This window comes from Rhodospirillum rubrum ATCC 11170 (genome assembly GCF_000013085.1).
GTDB classification, from domain to species: domain Bacteria; phylum Pseudomonadota; class Alphaproteobacteria; order Rhodospirillales; family Rhodospirillaceae; genus Rhodospirillum; species Rhodospirillum rubrum.
The window spans coordinates 1,098,393-1,118,513 of record NC_007643.1 but is presented as its reverse complement, the minus strand read 5'-3'; the positions used below and the strand labels follow the sequence as shown (position 1 = coordinate 1,118,513).

At 64.1% G+C, this 20,121-nt stretch carries 15 protein-coding genes; 6 read left to right on the top strand and 9 right to left on the bottom strand.

Going from position 1 to position 20,121, the window contains the following annotated elements; translation table 11 throughout:
- Window positions 1-64 precede the first annotated feature (64 nt).
- Complete coding sequence (locus RRU_RS04900) at window positions 65-1,018, top strand: glycosyltransferase family 2 protein (protein WP_011388693.1); 954 nt, start codon at window positions 65-67, stop codon at window positions 1,016-1,018.
- A gap of 159 nt (window positions 1,019-1,177) precedes the next feature.
- On the top strand, window positions 1,178-2,410 hold the full coding sequence (locus RRU_RS04895) for a Coenzyme F420 hydrogenase/dehydrogenase, beta subunit C-terminal domain (RefSeq protein WP_011388692.1): 1,233 nt from the start codon (window positions 1,178-1,180) through the stop codon (window positions 2,408-2,410).
- On the opposite strand, the gene RRU_RS04890 is transcribed toward RRU_RS04895, so the two are convergent.
- From RRU_RS04890 to RRU_RS04870, 5 genes are all read right to left on the bottom strand, one after another.
- Window positions 2,390-3,499 (bottom strand): CgeB family protein, encoded by a 1,110-nt coding sequence (locus RRU_RS04890; RefSeq protein ID WP_011388691.1) that lies wholly within the window; start codon window positions 3,497-3,499, stop codon window positions 2,390-2,392. The genes RRU_RS04895 and RRU_RS04890 overlap by 21 nt on opposite strands.
- 13 nt (window positions 3,500-3,512) lie before the next feature.
- Entirely contained in the window at window positions 3,513-4,505 is a 993-nt protein-coding gene (locus tag RRU_RS04885) for an NAD-dependent epimerase/dehydratase family protein (RefSeq protein WP_014626066.1), read from the bottom strand.
- The gene (locus RRU_RS04880; protein ID WP_011388689.1) at window positions 4,489-6,210 is read right to left on the bottom strand and encodes a hypothetical protein; all 1,722 of its coding nucleotides are present in this window, start codon (window positions 6,208-6,210) and stop codon (window positions 4,489-4,491) included. Before RRU_RS04880 ends, RRU_RS04885 begins: the two co-directional genes overlap by 17 nt.
- 12 nt (window positions 6,211-6,222) lie before the next feature.
- Window positions 6,223-7,353 carry a DegT/DnrJ/EryC1/StrS family aminotransferase gene (locus RRU_RS04875; RefSeq protein ID WP_011388688.1) on the bottom strand — a complete coding sequence of 377 codons (1,131 nt, stop codon included), beginning with the start codon at window positions 7,351-7,353 and terminating at the stop codon, window positions 6,223-6,225.
- Window positions 7,354-7,512: 159 nt separating this feature from the next.
- On the bottom strand, window positions 7,513-9,474 hold the full coding sequence (locus tag RRU_RS04870) for a sigma-54-dependent Fis family transcriptional regulator (RefSeq protein ID WP_011388687.1): 1,962 nt from the start codon (window positions 9,472-9,474) through the stop codon (window positions 7,513-7,515).
- Between the two features lie 293 nt (window positions 9,475-9,767).
- Between RRU_RS04870 and adh the strand changes: the two genes are divergently transcribed.
- Together adh and yiaY are read left to right on the top strand one after the other, a co-directional pair.
- Window positions 9,768-11,288, top strand: a complete 1,521-nt coding sequence (gene adh / locus RRU_RS04865; protein ID WP_011388686.1) for an aldehyde dehydrogenase — start codon at window positions 9,768-9,770, stop codon at window positions 11,286-11,288.
- Between the two features lie 53 nt (window positions 11,289-11,341).
- Window positions 11,342-12,493, top strand: a complete 1,152-nt coding sequence (gene yiaY, locus RRU_RS04860; RefSeq protein WP_011388685.1) for an L-threonine dehydrogenase — start codon at window positions 11,342-11,344, stop codon at window positions 12,491-12,493.
- A gap of 193 nt (window positions 12,494-12,686) precedes the next feature.
- On the opposite strand, the gene RRU_RS04855 is transcribed toward yiaY, so the two are convergent.
- Complete coding sequence (locus tag RRU_RS04855) at window positions 12,687-13,088, bottom strand: DUF6481 family protein (RefSeq protein WP_011388684.1); 402 nt, start codon at window positions 13,086-13,088, stop codon at window positions 12,687-12,689.
- A gap of 486 nt (window positions 13,089-13,574) precedes the next feature.
- On the opposite strand from RRU_RS04855, the gene hypA reads away from it, so the two are divergent.
- A complete protein-coding gene (gene hypA, locus RRU_RS04850; RefSeq protein WP_011388683.1) occupies window positions 13,575-13,961 on the top strand; it encodes a hydrogenase maturation nickel metallochaperone HypA in 387 nt (128 codons plus the stop codon).
- Window positions 13,962-14,068: 107 nt separating this feature from the next.
- Window positions 14,069-15,070, top strand: coding sequence for an LLM class flavin-dependent oxidoreductase (locus tag RRU_RS04845; RefSeq protein WP_011388682.1), 1,002 nt, complete (start codon window positions 14,069-14,071; stop codon window positions 15,068-15,070).
- Here the strand turns inward: RRU_RS04845 and RRU_RS04840 are convergent.
- The 3 genes from RRU_RS04840 to RRU_RS04830 all read right to left on the bottom strand — a co-directional run bounded on the left by RRU_RS04840 (window position 15,067) and on the right by RRU_RS04830 (window position 19,698).
- On the bottom strand, window positions 15,067-16,368 hold the full coding sequence (locus tag RRU_RS04840; protein WP_011388681.1) for a glycoside hydrolase family 130 protein: 1,302 nt from the start codon (window positions 16,366-16,368) through the stop codon (window positions 15,067-15,069). The genes RRU_RS04845 and RRU_RS04840 overlap by 4 nt on opposite strands.
- A 124-nt stretch (window positions 16,369-16,492) precedes the next feature.
- Entirely contained in the window at window positions 16,493-18,778 is a 2,286-nt protein-coding gene (locus RRU_RS04835) for a glycosyltransferase (RefSeq protein ID WP_011388680.1), read from the bottom strand.
- Window positions 18,775-19,698 (bottom strand): class I mannose-6-phosphate isomerase, encoded by a 924-nt coding sequence (locus tag RRU_RS04830; RefSeq protein WP_011388679.1) that lies wholly within the window; start codon window positions 19,696-19,698, stop codon window positions 18,775-18,777. The genes RRU_RS04835 and RRU_RS04830 overlap by 4 nt, the downstream gene beginning before the upstream one ends.
- Between the last annotated feature and the right edge of the window lie 423 nt (window positions 19,699-20,121).

Sequence of the window (20,121 nt, the reverse complement as noted above, 5' to 3'; positions counted from 1 at the left end):
ATCGTCGGGGGACATGCCAGACCCAGGGGAAGACGCCGTCCCTCGCCGTCGCCAGGGGAGGCGCATGTTGAAATTTTCCGTCATCATTCCGGCCTATAACCGCGAGCCTTTGATCGGGACCACCCTGGACTCGATCTTCAATCAGACGCTGCCGCCCGCCGAGGTCATCGTCGTTGACGATGGGTCGACCGACCGAACCGCCGAGATCGTATCGACATGGCCCAAGTGCACGCTGATCCGCTCGGAAAACGCCGGCGCCGCCGCCGCGCGCCATAAGGGGGTCCTCGCCTCGTCGGGCGACTGGCTGGCCTTCTGCGACAGCGACGACCTATGGCGCCCCGACCATCTGGCCTCGCTCGCCGCCGCCTCCCGCCACGTCCAGGAAAAGGGCATGGTCTTTAGCAATTTTATGCGCGGCGATGGCCAAGTTTGGGAAACGGCGACCAAATTCGACACCGCCCCGACCGACTTCTGGTCAAAATTCAAAAAAATCGATGCCACTCTATCCGTGGCGGAGACTCCGATCTTTCAGGAGGTTCTCCGCTTTCAACCGATCTTCCAATCCTGCACTGCGATGTCGCGGCCTTTCTACACCAAGGTTGGCGGCTATAATGGCGCGTTCGGCCGCTTGCCCAGCGAAGACCTTGAATTCACCTTGCGCTGCGTTCGCCATGCGCCCATCGCCGCCACCTGGGAACCGACGGCCCTGATTCGTCGGCATGCGGGCAACCATTCCAGGGACCAGATGAGACAGCTGACGGGAGAGGTGGCGATCCTCCTCCACGCCCGGGCCAGCATGGAGCTGGCGGTGTCGTGGCGCGAGGAACTTGATCATCAGATCATCGTCCGCTCCGCCGAGGCGATCGACGCGGCCTTTACCCAGAAGCGATGGGAAACGCTCACCGCCATGGCCAAGCATGTTCCCTGGCGCCATCGCTCGGCCAAACAGATCGTGAAGGTGCTTCTTTCCCAAGTCGCCGGCGCTTTCCCCGGCCGGGACCAAAGGGAGCTTGGTTAAACGGGCCCCCCGTCAGGCGGGAGAGGGCGCTTTGGACATCAAGAACAAGCAGGGCGGGCCTGCTTTTCGCGGAAACCACGCCAAACAATCCTCTTTGCCGGCGGTTTGAGCTAAACTGACACCATCGCTTGCCGCTTTTTGCCCGTGGGAGCCCCGCCGATGACCCCTCCGCCCGATGGCGCGACCCCGCCGTCCGAGGTCGCCTTGCCCAGCCGCGATCTGTGTACCGATTGCGGGCTGTCGCGCACCGCCACCCCCAACCGCTGTGGCCGGGCCTGTCAGTTCATCCGTCCCGATTACCCCGGCCAGGAAGCCCGCGTCCATGGCCGCTGCCGCGACCCGGCGCGCGGTGACGAACTGTTTTTCGGCCCCTATCAGCAGATGTATCAGGCGGCCCTTATCCCCCCCAGCCCCGGCGCCCAATGGACCGGGATCACCACCGCCCTGGCCGGGCGGCTTCTGGAAACCCGGACCGTCGATGCGGTTCTGGCGATGGCCGCCGATCCGGCGGACCGCTGGAAACCGCTGCCGGTGATAATCACCCAGGCCGCGGACATGGCCCGCTGCCGGGGCATGCGCATGGGCCATGCGCCGCTGCTGTCGCTGATCGAGCCGGCCATCGCCGCCGGTCACAAGCGCTTGGCGGTGATCGGCCTGCCCTGTCAGGTCCATGCCCTGCGCGCTATCGAGGCCGATCTCGGGCTCGAGCGTTTGCTGGTCATCGGCACGCCATGCTCGGACAACACCACCACCCCGCGTTTCCACGACTTTCTAGGGCTGCTGGCCGATGATCCAGACAGCGTGACCTATCTGGAATTCCGCGCCGATTATCACGTGGAACTGCGCTTCCGCGAGGGCGGCCGCAAACTGATCCCCTTCCTCAAGCTGCCGCTGTCGAAGCTGCCGGCGGATTTCTTCCCGCTGACCTGCAAGACCTGCGTCGATTACACCAATGTCCTGGCCGATATCACGGTGGGCTATATGGCCGGGCGCGGCGAGCAATGGCTGCTGGTGCGCAACGACCGGGGCGCCGACATGCTGGGGCTGCTCGGCGATCGGATAAGGCTGACCGAACCGACCTCGGCGGGCAAGCGCCGGGGCCCGGTGGCTGGCTTCTTAAAGAATGTCGCCCGCGCCGCCGGCGGCATGCCGGTGCGGGCGATGCCCGATTGGGCCCGGCCGCTGGCGGCATGGCTGATGCCCAAGATCGGGCCGCGCGGCCTGGAATTCGCCCGCGCCCGCGTCGAGATGAAGGCCATCGAAACCGTTTTGCACCTGCGCAAGGACCGGCCGCGCCGCCTGCGCACCATGGTTCCCGCCCATGTCTGGGCCCTGGTCGCCCCTTACGGCCTGACGCCCAATGACGGCGAGTCAGGAGATCAGGTCCAATAACGGGCCAACGCGGTTGCGGTAGCTGTGGTCCTTGAGCGTTCTTTCCTGGCCGGCGGCGGCGATCGCCCGTCTTTTATCGGGGTTTTCCTTGAGAGCGATCAGCTTTTTCACGCAATCCTCGGCGTCTTTAAAAACCACGCAGTCGCGATCGGGCTCGAAATAATCGCCGATGTTCTTCTTATCGTCGGTCATCAGCAGGGCGCCAACCCCGGTGACTTCAAAAAGCCGGAGGTTATTGGCGTAATCCCCCGCCGCATCGAGATGAAAATTCAAGACGATCTGGCTGTCGTGGAGGATCTGGTACATCGGCAGGCCATAGACGGCGGGATTGGCCCGGATGCGCAGCCCCGCCGTCTCGATGCCTTCGGGCCACTGCATCTCCCCCCAGAAATCGAGCGGGATTTCTCGGGCGACATCGCGCAGGAAATGGGCCCGGCCGCTATGGCTGGGCGAGACCGAACCGACAAAGGCGACCTCGTGCTGCGGCCCACCTTGCGCCAGATGGGGCAACAGCCGCTCGTCAAAGGCCAGACCGATCATCTCGGCGCGGATCCCCTGATCGCGGAACAATTGCACCTGATGGGGCAGCGACGAAATAATGGCATCGAATTTCTTCAGGCTGTTACGCGGCATCACCGCCGCATGCTGGCCAATCGCCTTGCCGTAAGACCCTTCGACGGAGGTTAGAAAATCATCGTCGAACATGTACAGATTGGCGCAGAGCAAAACATGGGGGCGGAATTTCTTGACCTGCTCGCGGACAATGGCGGTCTGCCAGTTGACCTCTTGATTTTGCCGCAGGATGTAAGTGCCAAAGACCAAGCCATCACTCAGCATCTTGGCCTTATCTAGCAGGTCGTTTTCCACCATCCAGCGCAGTTGCTGGGGCGCGTTATTGGCCGAAACGACCATGACCTCGTGCCCCAAAGCCTCCAGCGCCGGACGCCAAGCGCCGGCGGTATGAAAGAAGCCCTGATCCTGGCCTTCGACCTGTTCGGCGAAGGACTTCGCCGCCAGACCGGGAGAGCGTTCGTTATACAACCAGCTTAAAAAGCCGGGATAAACCGTATCGACAATCAGAAACCGCATTTTCCCGTGCTCTCTACAGATAATAGGAAAGATTGTCCCGGTAATAGTCCAAGGTCCTTTTCGACCCTTCCACGAAACCGACCTTGGGGCTCCACCCGGTCGCCGTTTCGAAAAGCCGATAGTCGGAATAATAATCGCCGATATCTATCTTCTTGCGGTCCTCGGGATAGACGCGGGTTTCATAAGTCGCCCCCGGACGATTGCCGATCACCATCTCGGCCGTCTCGCGCAAAGACAGGATTTCGCTGCCGCCGATGTTATAGGTCTTGCCGTCGCAGGCCGGATCAAGCGTCGAGATCATCAGGGCATCGACCAGATCATCGATATAAGTGTAATCGCGCTTCTGGTCGCCGCCCCACACCTCGAAGGACTGACCTTCCAGCAGTTTGCGAAACCAGATCCCCAGGAAGGTTTGGCGGGCGTCCTTGACCCGCATCCGTGGCCCATAGGTATTGGTCAGCCGCAGCACGGTGGTCCGCAAGCCATAAACCTCGCTATAGAGGATATGGTAGAATTCCCCCGCCGCCTTATTGATGCCGTTCACGTCCACGGGTTTAATCGGATGGCGCTCATCCACCGGCAGATACTGGGGCCGCCCGTAAATCTGGCGGGTCGAGGCGAAAACGATTTTCGTTTCCGGGCAATGGGCCCGACAAACCTCAAGCAGCGACAATTGTGATTTGGCGTTGATTTCCAGATCGGTGAAGGGATCGCTCATCGAATCCATATGGCTGGTCTGACCGGCCAGATTGAAGATGAAATCCTTTCCCGTCACCAGCCACGGCAGGCTGTAGCGATCGCGGACATCGGAGATATTGACCGTCACCTTGTCTTTTATATCGACGATATTATGCATGTTCCCCCCATAGAGGGGATTCATGCTGTCGATCAGGGTGACATAAGCCCCCAGATCAACCAGACGCCGCGCCAGATTGGAGCCGATGAAGCCCAGGCCGCCAATGATGAGGGCGTTTCGTCCCGACAGATCGCTAAACCTCGCCGTCATCGCCCTCGTCCTTTCGTGATGAGCGCTTGCGTAAAAGATAGCTGCGGAAGACGGGTTGCTCGGCCGCCTGATCGATCCCCGCCCCATCGCCGGAGAACAGACGCCGGGCGACCACCAGACCGCAGGCGTCGAACTGCCCAAGAAGATCGGCCTCATTCAAAATCCAGCAGGTGAATACCGAGTCATAGGCGCCCTGCTCGGCGACGAAGCTGGCCTCGGTGCTCAGGGTCGGCTGACGGGCGATCAGCAAGACCCCCTCGGTCGCCGCGCTCAAGCCCGCCAATGTTTTTTGCCAAGCCTCGTCGTAATGCATCGACGCGCTGGCGATCACCAAATCATACCCCTCCGCCAGGGCCTGTTGGTCGTCGTCGACAAAGCGCACGGCGGGGTTCAAGGCGCGGCCAAGCTCACAAAGCAGGGGCATTTCCTTGACCGTATAGAGCATCTCGACCTGCGGGCGCAGTTGGCTCAGGCGCTGGCGCATCATGCCGACATCGCCGCCCCAATCGAGGATCCTCAAGGGCTTGTCGGCGCCGCGCCGACGCAAGGCCTCGTCAAAGGCATCGAGAACGACCAGGGTGTTCAGCTGCTCGGCCGGACTGGCGCCGGCGCTGTCGATGGCCGGGGTGCGGATCAAAGCCTGCCACTGGTCGCGACGCACCTCGACGATGCCCGGGTTCATCCAGCCCGCCGGGGGCGTGGTCGGCCAGCCCGCCGACACTGTGCGCCAGCCCTGGAAAGGCGGGGCGGCCGGGGCCGTCCCCTCGCTGCCAGCCATCGCCGAAGGGCGGTCGGCGCCATAGCGGATATGACTTTTGACCTCGCGTTCCAGACCGTAGCGCACTTTCAGCAGCTGATCGGCCAGCCGCAGGCGCTTGATATAGGGGCGGTAGATCCTGTCGATCAGCGCCGGATGGCGGGCCAGTTGCTCGGCATCAAGCGCGTGGGTCCAGGCGCCGTCCGGCCCTTCCTTCAGGCCGTGGTAATGCCAGAACACCAGCCGCCGATCATTGAGGAACAAAAGGCCGTCGACCTCGGAGAGCACGCAGCCGTTGATATTCCACGAGGCGGCATTGACCCCGGGGTTCTCCAGGCTTTTCAGGCTGGGATAGAGGGCGGGCCATTTGTCGAGATACTTCTGATCGGCGAAGCGGCTGGGTTCGAGCCGGTCATAGCACCACTCCAGGCAGTCGCGCCGGTAATCCTCCAGGCAACGCCTGCCCTCGTCATCATTGCGCCAAGTGATCCAGCCGACATTGAAGCGCCCATAGACCGCCAGATTTTCCCGTTCCGGGGAAAACCGATGCGGCGTGATCGCCACCGAGGCCGGGCCGATATCGTCGAAAATGATTTCAGGATCGGAATAGAAGAAAGTATCGCTGTCGATATAGGTAATCATATCCAAGTCTGGAAATTTATTTAAAACATAGCGCGGGAAACAAGGGGTCGACGTGAAATAATACTCGATCAATGACCGCGTGGGCTTTACCGCATAAAGATCAGGATCAAAAGCCTCCAGATCTTTTAACGTCGTCACATCGATATGCTCGTCGCCCATTTGCTCAAGCGTGTCGGCGCAGGTGTCATCGAAGGCCAAAATATGAAAAATCGCCTCGGGATCGAATTTGTGGATGCTATCCATCAGCACAAGGCCACGGGGCAAATAACGGTGGTCGAAATAGGTACAGTAATGGCGTCCGGTCATGGGGGGATCACCCTAAGGAGAGCGCGAAAAGAAGGCTTTCACCAGATCCGTCACCCGCGCCGCGTCGTCGGGCGGCAGGTGGGGATACATCGGCAAGCTCAGGATATGGCCGGCGACGGCGTCCGTATGGGGAAGATCGGCGTCGCGGGCGAAATCCAGATAGGCGGGTTGGCGGTGGACGGGAACGGGATAATGAACCGCCGTGCCGACGCCGTGGGCCTTTAGAAAATCGGCCAGGGCGTGGCGATCGGCGACGCGGATCACATACTGATGATAGACGGCCGTCCCCGGGGCGGGGCTGACGGGCAAAACAACCTCGGAAACATCGGCCAGATTACGGGAATAAAGATCGGCCAAGGCGCGGCGCTTTTCATTCCTTTCATCCAAACGCTTCAGGAAAACCCGCAAAATCGCCGCCTGCATGGGGTCGAGACGCGAGTTAATGCCCACTTCAAAGCTGACATAGCGCTCTTTCCAGCCATATTGGCGCAGAAAAGCGGCGCGCTCGGCCACGGCCGCATCGGCGGTTACGACCATCCCGCCATCGCCCAGGGCTCCCAGATTCTTCGTCGGATAAAAGCTGAAAGCGCTGGCATCGCCGAAGCTTCCCGCCCTTTGGCCGTTCCAGAGGGCGCCATGGGCCTGGGCGCAATCCTCGACCAGCAGCAGGCCATGGCGGCGACAGACCGCAAGCAACCCTGCGGGCGAGACCATCGACCCATAGAGATGAACCGCCACCACCGCCTTCAGCCGGTCCCCCCCGGGGCCCTGGCGAAAGGCCGCCACTTGCGCCTCGAGGTGGTCGAGATCAAGAAGATAGCTGGCCGGATCGATATCGATCCACAGCGGCCGGGCGCCGGCGGCGATCACCGCGGCGACCGTCGCCACCGCCGTATGCGAGGGCGTCGCCACCACATCCCCCGGACCAACCCCCAGGGCGCGCAGGGCCAGTTCGATCGCATCCGTGCCATTGGCGACCCCCACCCCATGGGCTACGCCACAATAGCGGGCGAACTCGGCCTCGAAGGCTTCGACCTCCGGCCCCAGGATGTACCAGCCGGACTCGAGAACCCGGGCCAGCCCAAGGTCGATCTCGGCCCGGTCCTCAAGAAGAGAGGCTTTCGGAAAAGTCTGAGGAATCATCGCGCGCTCTCCCCTTGCGAGAGCTTTGATACACTAAAGTACGTAGACTGTCAGCAGGGAAGTTGAACAGGTCGGTCCCCCCCTTCTCCCAGGGGACCCGCGCGCGGCAAACCGCCGGACGGGGGGGGATGGCGCACCCCGGTCCGGCGGAGCGGCGGGCTATTTCATGCAGGGACGGGCCGGCCCCATGGGGAGCGGCGCCGGCGGTTTGGCCCAGCCGTTCATCCTGCGGTACAAGGTATTGCGGCTGATGCCCAAACGCCGGGCGGCTTCCGACAGATTGCCGCCGCTGGCCGCCACCATGCGCTCGATCAGGGAATCCGAGGCGGCGCGCAGGGTCGCCGGCCCCGCTCCCGCGTCGGTGTCCACGCCTGACGGGCAGCGCAGTTCCTCGATCAGATCTTCGGGCAGATGGTGCCAGCCCAGGCGGATTTCGCCGGGATCGCGCAGGGCGCAGGCGAAGCGCAGCACATTGGCAAGCTGGCGCAGATTGCCCGGCCAGCCGTGGCCGGCCAGGGCGTCGGCGACATCGGGATCAAGGCCGATGCCGGCGCCGGGTTCCATCGTTTCGATCATGCGCGCGACCAGGGCGGCGAAATCGCGGCGCGCCCGCAAGGGCGGCAGACAGAGGGTCAGGCCGTTGAGGCGGTAATAAAGATCGGCGCGGAAGCGCCCGGCCTCGGCCTCGGCCTTGAGCGGGCGATGGCTGGCCGCGATCAGGGCGAAATCGACGCTAACCGCCTTGCCGCCGCCCAAGGGCACCACCTGCCGGTCCTGGAGCACGCGCAGCAGCCGGCATTGCAGGGCCAGCGGCATATCGCCGATTTCGTCAAGGAACAAGGTCCCGCCCTCGGCCTCGCGGATCCGCCCAGCCGAGCCTTCGCGCCGCGCTCCGGTGAAGGCACCCGGCGCATAGCCGAACAATTCGGCCTCGATCAGATGCTCGGGCAGGGCGGCGCAATTGACGGCGACGAAGGGACGGCCACGGCGGGGGCCGGTGGCATGAAGGGCGGTGGCGAACACCTCCTTGCCCACCCCGGATTCACCTTGCAGCAGCAAGGGGATCGGCTTACCGAGGATCTTGCGCACCCGCTCGATCGCCCCGGCCATCGTCGGATCGCCCGTATCAAGATCGGCCAGGGCATCTTGCACCCGGTCGGGCGCGGGCATCGCCGCCGGCCGCACCACCGCCCGCCAGCCGGGCTCGACGCGCAGGGAGAACCGCCCTCCCCCCGGACAGGCCAAGCCCAGGGTGGTGCCGGGGTGGCGGTGGCCATGATCCAGGATATCGGCCATGCGCAAGGGCAACAGCGCCTCGATCAGCGCCTTGCCGATGTCGCTTGGCGTGATGGCGAGAAAAGCCAGGGCCGCCCGATTGGCGCCGATGACCAGCCCTTCCTCCGACAAGGCGACCATGCCCTCGGCCAGGGTGCCGATGCCATCGGCCTGGGGATGGAAGCGGATCCGATACTCCCCCTCGTGGCGGGCCTCGAACAGCTTGTTCTCGATCATATGGGTGGCGGCGCGCACCAACCCGAAGGTGTGGGGATGGCGGCCGCGCTGCGGGCCGGAGATATCAAGCACGCCCAGCACCCGGCCATCGGGACCGGCGATCGGCGCCGCGGCGCAGGTCAGGAAGCGATTGTGCTCGAAGAAATGCTCGCCGCCATGCACCGCCACCGGCTGGGCCTCGACCAGGGCGGTGCCGATGGCGTTGGTGCCACGGTGGCGTTCATGCCACGAGGCCCCGGGCTTGAGGGCCACCCGTTCGGCGCGTTCGACAAAGGCGGCGTCGCCCAGGGCCTCGATCAGCACGCCGTTGTCATCGGCGAGGATGACGACGCTGTCGGACCCCTTGGTCTGGGCGTGCAGATAATCCATGACCGGGCGGGCGCGCATCAGCAGTTCGCGCCGGCGCTCCACCGCCTGGGCGAGATGGCGGGCGGCCAGATGATCGGCCACGGCGGGCGGGCTGAAGGGAAGCAGCCCGGCCCGCAGGCTGCGCTCCCAGGAATGGGCGACGGTCGGGGCAATCAGTCCGGCCGGCGGAAGACTGCCGCCTTCAAGCAGGTGACGGGCGCGCCGCAGCGCGGTCCCCGGTTGGGTGCTGGCGATATTCATGACGATGATCCTCCCTGGGGCGTCCTGCCTGATGGCGGCGCCCTCGCTCTTACCCCTAGTGTCTATATGCACCTAAGGGGAGAGCGCAAGTAAAACATCGGCGGGTGGCCGGGGTGTCCCGTTTTGGCACACTGTCCCGAAGTGGCGCACGGTAATCTTCTGCGCTCCGAGAAAAAATCATTCCCTTTCAATGGGCTATTACTTGGCACGCCCTGTGCTGAAGGACTTGATGCAACGGTCGGTAACCGCTTGCCAATCCATCAAGGACCTTTATCCCAGGGAGGGACCACAGAATGCTCTATGCCGCCCCCGGTACAGCGGACGCGATCTTCGCCTTCAAGCCGCGCTACGATAATTTCATCGATGGCACCTGGCAGCCGCCGGTGCGGGGAGAGTACTTCGACAATGTGACGCCGATCACCGGCAAGGTGTTTTGCAAGGCCGCCCGGTCGACCGAGGAGGACATCACCCTGGCCCTTGACGCCGCCCATGCCGCGGCCGATCGCTGGGGCCGGACCACGGCGGCCGAACGCGCCCTGATCCTCAACCGCATCGCCGACCGTCTCCAGGACAACCTGGAAACCCTGGCCTATGTCGAGAGCATCGATAACGGCAAGCCGATCCGCGAAACCCTGGCCGCCGACATCCCCCTGGCCATCGATCACTTCCGCTATTTCGCCGCCTGCATCCGCGCCCAGGAAGGCAGCCTGTCGCAAATCGACGAGACGACGATCGCCTATCACTTCAACGAACCTTTGGGGGTCGTCGGCCAGATCATCCCCTGGAACTTCCCGATCCTGATGGCCACCTGGAAACTGGCCCCGGCCCTGGCGGCGGGCAATTGCATCGTCCTCAAGCCGGCCGAGCAGACCCCGATCAGCATTCTGGTTCTGACCGAGTTGATCGCCGATCTGCTGCCGCCGGGCGTGCTCAACGTCGTCAACGGCTTCGGCCTGGAAGCGGGCAAGCCGCTGGCCTCAAGCAAGCGCATCGCCAAGATCGCCTTCACCGGCGAAACCGCCACCGGCCGGCTGATCATGCAATACGCCAGCCAGAACCTGATCCCGGTGACCCTGGAGCTGGGCGGCAAGTCGCCCAACGTGTTCTTCGACGACATCGCCAGCGCCGATGACAGCTTCTTTGACAAGGCGGTCGAAGGCTTCGTCATGTTCGCGCTGAACCAGGGCGAGATCTGCACCTGCCCGTCGCGCGCCCTGATCCACGAATCGCTTTATGACCGCTTCATCGAGCGCGCCCTGGCCCGCGTCGCCGTCATCAAGCAGGGCAGCCCGCTTGATACCGAAACGATGATCGGCGCCCAGGCTTCGACCGAGCAGATGGACAAGATCCTGTCCTACATGGACATCGGCCGCGAGGAGGGGGCGACCGTGCTGGCCGGCGGCGCCCGCGCCGAACTCGGCGGCGAGTTGGACGGCGGCTATTACGTTCAGCCGACCGTGTTCAAGGGCAACAACAGCATGCGCATCTTCCAAGAGGAGATCTTCGGGCCGGTGGTCGCGGTGACCACCTTCAAGGACGAGGACGAGGCGCTGCATCTGGCCAATGACACCCATTACGGCCTGGGTTCGGGGGTGTGGACGCGCGACGGCAACCGCGCCTTCCGCTTCGGTCGCGGCATCAAGGCCGGGCGGGTGTGGACCAATTGCTATCATCTTTATCCGGCCCACGCGGCCTTCGGCGGCTACAAGCAGTCGGGGATCGGTCGGGAAAACCATCACATGATGCTCGACCACTACCAGCAGACCAAGAACCTGCTGGTCAGCTACGACCCCAAAGCCATGGGGTTCTTTTAAGCGATCCGGGACGCTCCCCTTCGCCCATTCTTCCGAGAAAAGGACGAACCATCATGACTCAGACCGCTTTTTTCATCCCCTCGATCAACCTCATGGGGGCGGGCTGCTTGGCCACCGCCGTCAACACCATCAATGAGCGCGGCTTCAAGCGCGCCCTGATCGTCACCGACGCGGTGCTTGAAAAGCTGGGCGTCGCCGGCAAGGTGACCGAGCTGCTTGATGACCATGGCGTGGAAAGCATCGTTTTCGGCGGCGCCCAGCCCAATCCGACGGTGTCGAATGTCGAGGCGGGTCTGGCGATCTTGCGCGAGGCCGAATGCGATTGCGTGATCTCGCTGGGCGGCGGCTCGCCCCATGACTGCGCCAAGGGCATCGCGCTGTGCGCCACCAACGGCGGGGTCATCGGTGATTACGAGGGCGTCGATAAATCGGCCCATCCGCAATTGCCGCTGATCGCCATCAACACCACGGCCGGCACCGCCAGCGAAATGACGCGGTTTTGTATCATCACCGACGAAAGCCGTCTGGTGAAGATGGCGATCGTCGACCGCCACGTCACGCCGATCATGTCGGTCAATGACCCCGAACTGATGATCGGCAAGCCCGCCGCCCTGACCGCCGCCACCGGCATGGACGCCCTGACCCACGCCATCGAAGCCTATGTCTCGATCGCCGCCACGCCGATCACCGACGCCTGCGCCCTGAAGGCGGTGTCGATCATCGCCCGCACCCTGCGCCGGGCGGTGGCCGATGGCGCCGATATCAAGGCCCGCGAGGCCATGTCCTATGCCCAGTTCCTGGCCGGCATGGCCTTCAACAACGCCTCCCTCGGCTTCGTTCACGCCATGGCCCACCAGTTGGGCGGCTTTTATGACCTGCCCCATGGCGTGTGCAACGCCGTGCTGTTGCCCCATGTCGCCGCCTTCAACGCCAGCGTTGCCGGGGCCCGCCTCAAGGATGTCGCCGAGGCGATGGGCGTCGACATCGCCAATCTGTCCGACGATCAGGGGGCGGAGGCCTGCATCGCCGCCATCCGCACCCTAGCCGCCGATATCGGCATTCCCGCCGGCCTTACGGAACTTGGCGTCAAGGACGGCGACGTGCCGACCCTGGCGATCAACGCCCTGAAAGACGCCTGCGGCCTGACCAACCCGCGCCCGGCGACCCAGGCCGAAATCGAGGCGATCTTCCGCGCCGCCGCCTGACCTTTTCGATCCGATCCCCTCAACCTGCCCCGGGGTGCCTCCTGCCCCGGGGATTTTTTTTAGCCCGTTTTTCAACGAGCCGCCAAAGGCTTAAAAAAAACGCCGCCCGCTCCGATAGCGGGCTCGGATCGGGCGGCGGGGTCGATAAGGCGATCGGGGGCGCTGGCCGGCGGGGGCGGCCGGCGGGAACGGCCTACTTGCGGGCCTTGCGCGCCGCATAGCGGGCGTCGCGGGCGGCCTTGCGCTCTTCTTCCAGGGCGATCTGGGCGGCGGCGGCGGCGATCTCGGCCGCCTGACGGGCTTCCTCGTCGGCGATGAGCTGAGCCGCGGCCGCTTCTTCGGCCGCCTTGCGATCGGCGATGGCCTGGGCCTTGGCCGCTTTCTTTTCGGCCTTGCGCTGAAGCTCGCGCTCCTCGCGGGCGGCGGCGGCGGCCTGACGGAGAGCAAGCTGCTCTTGCACCGCCGGATCGTTGACGTCCAGCTTGCTGGGACGCCACTTCTCCAACTGCGCTTTCCTGGCAGCGGCGGCCGAACTAATGCGGTCGCCAAACCCAACAGCACCCTGGGTTTTGCTCTGCTTACCAACCTTTTGCATAGAGTCTCCGTAGTCTGTGAAACCGGTCGCGGGGACACGCCTCTTGAGCCCTGGGGAACGACCGCCCCGCCAGGGAAAGCCGTCTTATGGGATCATGCGACCGGAAAGAAAAAAACACCCTGGCGAAGATATCGTCGGACTGTTGGCTAAAAGGGCGCTTGCGGGATCTCTCCGTTCAATTGGAGAGTCCGCGCGGGGGCCATAGATACAATGGCACTTGTTAGGCGATTTCAGAAGACCCGAGACGGTGATTTTCCGCTCAAGCGCGTCATTTCCCGCCAAGAGATGCTTTTTGGACGCAGAGTCCGGGGGCCACAGGCCCTGATTGCGTTTCCCGCACCCATCGGCACCCCGCCGGCCGGCGATCCGTCCTCGACCATTGCCACCACCGGCCAAGCCCGTTACATCAAGGGTCGGACCATGGGCCTGCCATGCCCCCCCTAGGCGAGGGGCCCGCGCCTTTGCTGGAATAAGGACGCGACGGCCATGCATGAACTGACGGTGGTCGAAGGGCTGATGGGGATTTTGACATCCCACGCCAAGGCCAATGCCATCGCCCGCATCACCAGCGTTCACGTCGTCATCGGCCGCCTACGCGGCCTTGATCGCCGCCAGATCGCCGGCTGCTTTGAAATCCTGGCCGAGGGCACCCTGGCCGAGGGCGCCCGCCTGGATATCGAGGAAATCGGCATCGAAGGCCGCTGCCGCGACTGCGGCCAAACCTTCGCCGTGCCCGGCTTCCAGATCCAATGCCCGACGTGCTCCAGCGTCGCCGTCGATCTGCTCAGCGGCCAGGAGCTCCACATAAAAACCTTCGAAGGCAAAACCCTGGAAGACCTGGGCGTCGAGGAAAGCGCCGCAAGCACGACCTGACCCCGGGCGCCAGCGCCGCCTTCGCCCCATATGGAAGGGCCCCCGCCCGTCCCGCTGATCGGGATCGGGCGCCGGTCTTGTTCCTCGTCGCGTGAAGGCTTTCCCCCATGACCTCGCTCTCGATCCTTGATCTTGTCCGCGTCACCGAGGCGACCGACGCCCGGGGCGCGCTGAACAACGCCCGCGATCTGGCCGCCCATGCCGAAACCTGGGGCTATCGCCGCTTCTGGGTGGCCGAGCACCACAATATGCCCGGCATCGCCAGCGCCGCCACCGCCGTGGTCATCGGCCATATCCTGGAGGGAACCCGCAAGATCCGGGTTGGCGCCGGCGGCGTCATGCTGCCCAATCACGCGCCTTTGATCATCGCCGAACAATTCGGCACCCTGGCCCGGCTTTTCCCCGACCGCGTCGACCTCGGCCTGGGCCGGGCGCCGGGCACCGACCCAACAACGGTGCGCGCCCTGCGCCGCCCGTTCTCGGCCGTCGACAGCTTCCCCAGCGACATCCTGGAACTCCAGGGCTACTTCGCCCCCGCCGCCGCCAACGCCCTGCAGGCCGTTCCCGCCGCCGGAACCAACGTGCCGCTGTGGATCTTGGGATCAAGCACCTATGGGGCGCGGCTGGCGGCCGATTACGGCCTGCCTTACGCCTTCGCCTCGCATTTCGCCCCGGCCGAACTGGGGCTGGCCCTTGATCTCTATCGCCGCGGCTTCAAGCCGTCGGCGCAGTTGGCCCGGCCCCATGTCGCCGTTGGCGTCAATATCATCGCCGCCGACAGCGAGGCCGAGGCGCGGCGACTGGCGACCACCACCCAGATGGCCTTCACCAATTTGCTGCGCGGCACCCGCCAGCTTGGCCAGCCGCCGATCGATGACATCGACCAATACTGGTCGCCGGCGGAAAAGGCCCAGGTCGGCCTTATGCTGGCCTGCTCGATCATCGGCGCCCCCGCCACCCTGCGCGAGGGAATCAAGGCCCTGATCGCCGAGACGGCGGCCGATGAGCTGATCATCGTCTCGGACATCTACGACCACGAGGCCCGCCTGCGCTCGTTCGAGCTGATCGCCGAGGTGGCCGGTCCGTCCGCCCACGGCGCCGGCGGCTAAACGGCTTTCATCATCTCAAGCAGCTTGAGGATCTTGATCGTGGCGAAATTGGAGAAGGTGTCGGACACCGCATAGGGCAAGATGATCTGATCGTTGAAGCGCATGGCCCCACAGGTATAGACGACATTGGGGACATAGCCTTCGCGTTCCGACGGATCGGGACGGACCAAAGGCTCATGCGAGCGCGCCAGAACCCGCGAGGGATCGTCCTTATCCAGCAAGACGGCGCCGATGGTGTATTTGCGCACGGCGCCGACGCCATGGGTCAGCAGCAGCCAGCCCTCCTTCATCTCGATCGGCGAGCCGCAATTGCCGATCTGGACGAATTCCCAGGGGTATTGCGGCCCCAAAATCGGCGTGCCGCCTTCCCAGCGGCGCAAATCGTCGGAATAGATCAGATACAGGTTTTCGTTGTCCTGGCGGGCGATCATGGCGTAGCGGCCGTTGATCTTGCGCGGGAACAACGCCATCCCCTTGTTGTAGGTGGCGGCGCCGCGCATTGGCGACAGGCGGAAGGACATGAAATCGCTGGTCTCGAGCAATTCCGAGCGGATCGCCTTGCCGTTATAGGCGGTATAGGTGGCGTAATAGAGGCTTTTGCCGTTTTCCTTGAATTCGACGAAGCGGGCGTCTTCGATGCCGTTGGACTGGGCGGGGGTGATGGGAAAGATCACCCGCTCGCTCAGATCCTCTTCGGCTTTGAAGACCACCTCGACCGCGTCGCCATCGGGCCCGGTCGTCCAACTGCGCACCCGGGGAATCGCCGCCAGACGGGCGGTGGGGTCGATGGTCACGACGCCATCGGGGGCGATCGATCCGGCCCGGAAGGTCAGCGAGGAAACATGCCCCTCGCCCACCGCCCGCAAGCTGATGATGAAACGACGCCCGCCCTCGGGCGCCCCCGACTGGTCGGGATGGGCAACGATGCTGGGATTGAACAGCGCCGAAGCCTCGAAGGAATACTCATGAAGGAAGTAGGCCCCCACCAACTGGCGCTGCACCGGGCTAACGTCGGGGTGGTTGAAAAGGGCGTTCTCCATCTCTTTGGCCCGGGCCTCGAAGGTCTCCAGCAGGTTGCGGTGGCGCCCTTGAAAATTCTCCAGGACTTCGGCCAGCAGCCCGGCCGCCACCTCCTCGGGCAGGGCGAGGATGCGCTCAAGGATATGGTTGGCCCGGGTCTTGTCGGTCGGGTTCAAATCCCGGGGCTCGGTCGCCGGCTTGAACGAACGCACGACCACCCGCGTCGGATCGGGACGAAGGTAGAGAGCCTGACGGTTTATAAAGACGGTATGGGACAATACGGGCTCCCGGTTGTCGACTTGGATCAAGAGTCCTGGCGATCCGCACCAGATCGCCAGGACGATTGGCGTCCCTCTCAAGCCCCTGTCTGGCAGGAAAAGGCGCCGCTCTCGGCGATCGCCCCTAAAGGCGCCTTGCCCGCAGCGGCAGCAAGGTCGCGCTGTCAATGCCAAGACGGGCGGTGCGCCTGATCTCGGCCAAGCTCAACAGATAGGACAGCACCGACTCGCCGCCGCGATTTTCATTGGGGCGATCGCTGTGCAGACCATCGCGGCAACTGCCGGTTTCCCGGTCGACCAAGGGAACCCCCAGGTCGTTGCGGCCCAGGAACCAGTCGAAGCTGCGCATCGCCTCGATCCGCCATTGGTCATCGCCATCGGCCTGCCAGGCGGCGAGGCAGGCGGCGATCGTCGCCGCCACCTCCAGGGCCTGTTGATCGAAGGGCTTGGGCGGCTGGCGCAGATCGCCGAAGCTGTCCGAGCCAACCGGCCGGAAAAAGCCCGCCGGCGCCGTCTGGATCGTCATCAACCAGCGCAGCGAGCGCAGACCGCCCTCGATATAGGCCGGGGTCCGGGTCGCTCGCCCGGTCACGATCAGCGCCTGGGACAAACGGGCGTTGTCATAGGCCAGCCCCTCTTCGAACCACACCCAATCGGCGCTTTCGACCGCGCCCAGCAGGGCCATCAACCGGTCGGCCAGCAGGCCGCGCAGGCGCAGGGCCTGGGCATCGACCACCCCGGCGGCGCAAAAGGCGTTCAGCCCCAACAGCGTGAAGGCCCAGGCGCGCGGCGAGGTGAAGCCTTCGACGCTGGGCAAAGCCTGGGTAAACAGCGCCGCCGCCCAACGCCGCCGCGAGGCGAGGGCGTCGCTGCGCGCGCATTCGCCCAGGGCCCACAGGGTGCGGCCATGGCTGTCTTCCGAGCCGCGATCTTCCAGCCAGCGCCGCTCGAAGCTGAGGAAATTGCGAAAGCGCTTGGTGTCGGGGTTCCAGGCGTGCTGGACGAAGGCGGCCAAGCGGCTGATCAAGGCCCCAGCCAGCGGTTCCTCGCCCGGGGCATTCAGCGCGCAGGCCAGCAACAGGGCCCGGGCGTTGTCGTCCACGCAATAGCCGTGCGAGCGATCGGGCACCACATGGACGGCGTGCTGGAACAAGCCGGTGTCGTCGCACATCGCCAGGAAATGGCCCAACCGCATTTCGGGGGGGGCGTGAGGGGGGCGCGCCCCGCGGCCGCGCTCGACCGGCGCCGCCTCGTGGACCTGGCGATCCTGGAGAACGGCGGTGAAGACATCGAGATAACGCTCGGCGCTGCGTTGCCAGATCATCGACCGGCTGCCGATATAGGCGCGCTCGGCCATCGCCTCGCGCCGCGCGTCGTCGGTCAACAGGCCGGCGATGGCGAGGCCGATGGCCCCGGCGTCGCCAAAGGGAACCAGAATGCCCCGACCATCGGCCAAAAGCTCGCGGGCATGCCAATAGGGGGTGGAGACCACCGGTTTGCCCAGGCCGAAGCTATAGGCCAGGGTGCCCGAGGTCATCTGCGCCAGATTGAGATAGGGGGTGGCATAGATGTCGCACATCGAAATGAAGCGCAGCAAGGTGTCCTGATCGACGAAGCGATCGAGGAAAACCACGTGGTCTTGCAGACCCAGATCCTGGACGCGGGCCCGCAGGCTGTCGCGATAGGCCTCGCCCTGCTCGCGCACCAGATTGGGGTGGGTGGCGCCCAGAACGACATAAACGGCGTCGGGCCGGCTTTTCACGATCGCCGGCATGGCGTCGATCATCACCTCGATGCCCTTGTTGGGAGACAGCAGGCCAAAGGTCAAGATCACGGCGCGGCCGCTGAAGCCAAGCTCGGCCTTGGCCTTTTCAGAGCCGACGAAGGGGAAATCCGGGATGCCGTGGGCGATCACCTCGATCTTGTCGGCGGGCACCCGATAAACCGTGCGCAAAAGCTCGCGCGCCTTCTGCGCCATGACGATCAGCTTGGCCGACAGGGCGAAAAGACGGTCGAGCACATCGCGCTGGGCGGGCGTGGGCTGGTCGAGCACGGTATGCAAGGTGGTGACGATCGGCATGGTCAAGCGCCCGAGCAGCGCCAGGATGTTTTCGCCGGCCTCGCCGCCGAAGATGCCGAACTCGTGCTGAAGGCAGGCGATATCCACATTGCCGTCGTTGAGCAGATCGGCGGCATGGAGGTAATCCTCCAGCCGGTCCTGATGCACTTCGATCGGCACGCTGGCGGGATAGGCGTAATCCTGGCCGGGATCGGTCATCGCCACGATGAAGGTCTCGATGTCGGCAAAGCGCGTTCCGACCGCCTGTCGCAGATGGGTGGTGAAGGTGGCGATCCCGCAGCGGCGGGGCAAGGAATTGCCGATAAAGGCGATTCGGCTGACGTGGGTCATGGGCGCACCTCCAGGGGAATGATCGGCGTTTCAACGCCCAGGCCGGCAAGATCGCGCAGCAGATCGACCGCGGGCTCGCTTGCCGCATAGGCCACAAGCGCGCTCACCCCGTCGCCACCGGCTTCAAGGGGACAGTCCTCGTTTTCCAGAAAAAGCGCCTGTCCCGGGGCGAGGCCAAGCGCGCCGACCGTGGCGGCGCCGCCAAGACCCAGCAGCCAAGTCTCGGCATCGGCCACCAGACGCCCGCGGGCGAAGGCTGGCAGATCGATGCGTTCAAGCACGAAGAACGGACTGGCGATCAACAGGGTCCGCGCCTGGGTCAGGCGGCGCGGCGGGGTTTGCCGGGGCGCCGGTCCGCAGTGGGCGACGGCCAGAGCGTCGGCCCCATGCAACGGTCGAGCCCGTCCATAATCAAACAGCCGGAAGGTGACATCGCTTCTTTGCTGGATTTCGGCGATCACCAGCCCGGCGCCGATGGCATGGATGGTTCCGGCGGGAACGGAAACCGCCTCGCCGACCCGGACAGTCCGCCAGGACACCAGATCCTTGATCGAGCCATCGGCGATCGCCTCGCCCAGAGCCTCGGGCCGAAGCGGTTTTTTCAGTCCCAGGCCAATCCGGGCGCCGGGGCTTGCCGACAGGATGTACCAGGCTTCGGATTTTCCATGCTCCAGGCCCCTGGCGCGGGCGGAGGCATCATCGGGATGGACCTGGATGGACAGGGGCTCCATCGGAAAAAGCAGTTTGAGCAACAGCTTGGGTAAGGGGTGCGCCAAGGGTTGGGGCGGTCCGCGCGGCGCGCGCTCGAACCACAATTCCCCCACGGGCCCCGAAGGATCGCTAAGCGGGCTCCAGGGCCGCAGATCGCCACTGCCCCACGGCTTGGGGACGATGGTCAGGCCGGCCTGTTCGATCGTCATCGGCTGTGTCTCCGCGCTCTCACGCCTTGGGGAGAGGAAAAAAGGGCCCTCCCCCGGGGACCCGGGCCTGATGCCCGGGCAGCGGCGTTCCCGAAAGGAAAGCACCGTGGAAAACCACAGTAAGAATCCCTTTCAACTCTTTAAATTGGCATGACTCCTCGTCGATCGGAAAAAGCTCAAAGCTTTGTTTTCCGATTATCTCGAAATTCATGTGGCATTTTTATAGGATATCCACAAGCATTTTTCTTATTTTGTTTTCGCGGAACCTTATGAAAGCTTCCATGGACTACCGCATTTATACTTTTAATAATTACGATCTTTGAGGTATTTTTCTAACATTTATCCAAACAGCAAATTTAGTCTCCAACCGATGAGCGCCCCAGGGGGGCGGTGTGATGTGGTGTGACAAGGCGATTCCCCGAA

Excerpts from the sequence above, each read along its gene's own strand:
- RRU_RS04885 (WP_014626066.1), bottom strand. The coding sequence starts at position 4,505 with ATGACGGCGAGGTTTAGCGATCTGTCGGGACGAAACGCCCTCATCATT.
- RRU_RS04895 (WP_011388692.1), top strand. The coding sequence starts at position 1,178 with ATGACCCCTCCGCCCGATGGCGCGACCCCGCCGTCCGAGGTCGCCTTG.
- yiaY (WP_011388685.1), top strand. The coding sequence starts at position 11,342 with ATGACTCAGACCGCTTTTTTCATCCCCTCGATCAACCTCATGGGGGCG.
- RRU_RS04880 (WP_011388689.1), bottom strand. The coding sequence starts at position 6,210 with ATGACCGGACGCCATTACTGTACCTATTTCGACCACCGTTATTTGCCC.
- RRU_RS04875 (WP_011388688.1), bottom strand. The coding sequence starts at position 7,353 with ATGATTCCTCAGACTTTTCCGAAAGCCTCTCTTCTTGAGGACCGGGCC.
- RRU_RS04890 (WP_011388691.1), bottom strand. The coding sequence starts at position 3,499 with ATGCGGTTTCTGATTGTCGATACGGTTTATCCCGGCTTTTTAAGCTGG.
- RRU_RS04870 (WP_011388687.1), bottom strand. The coding sequence starts at position 9,474 with ATGAATATCGCCAGCACCCAACCGGGGACCGCGCTGCGGCGCGCCCGT.
- RRU_RS04900 (WP_011388693.1), top strand. The coding sequence starts at position 65 with ATGTTGAAATTTTCCGTCATCATTCCGGCCTATAACCGCGAGCCTTTG.
- adh (WP_011388686.1), top strand. The coding sequence starts at position 9,768 with ATGCTCTATGCCGCCCCCGGTACAGCGGACGCGATCTTCGCCTTCAAG.
- RRU_RS04835 (WP_011388680.1), bottom strand. The coding sequence starts at position 18,778 with ATGACCCACGTCAGCCGAATCGCCTTTATCGGCAATTCCTTGCCCCGC.
- RRU_RS04855 (WP_011388684.1), bottom strand. The coding sequence starts at position 13,088 with ATGCAAAAGGTTGGTAAGCAGAGCAAAACCCAGGGTGCTGTTGGGTTT.
- RRU_RS04845 (WP_011388682.1), top strand. The coding sequence starts at position 14,069 with ATGACCTCGCTCTCGATCCTTGATCTTGTCCGCGTCACCGAGGCGACC.
- RRU_RS04830 (WP_011388679.1), bottom strand. The coding sequence starts at position 19,698 with ATGACGATCGAACAGGCCGGCCTGACCATCGTCCCCAAGCCGTGGGGC.
- hypA (WP_011388683.1), top strand. The coding sequence starts at position 13,575 with ATGCATGAACTGACGGTGGTCGAAGGGCTGATGGGGATTTTGACATCC.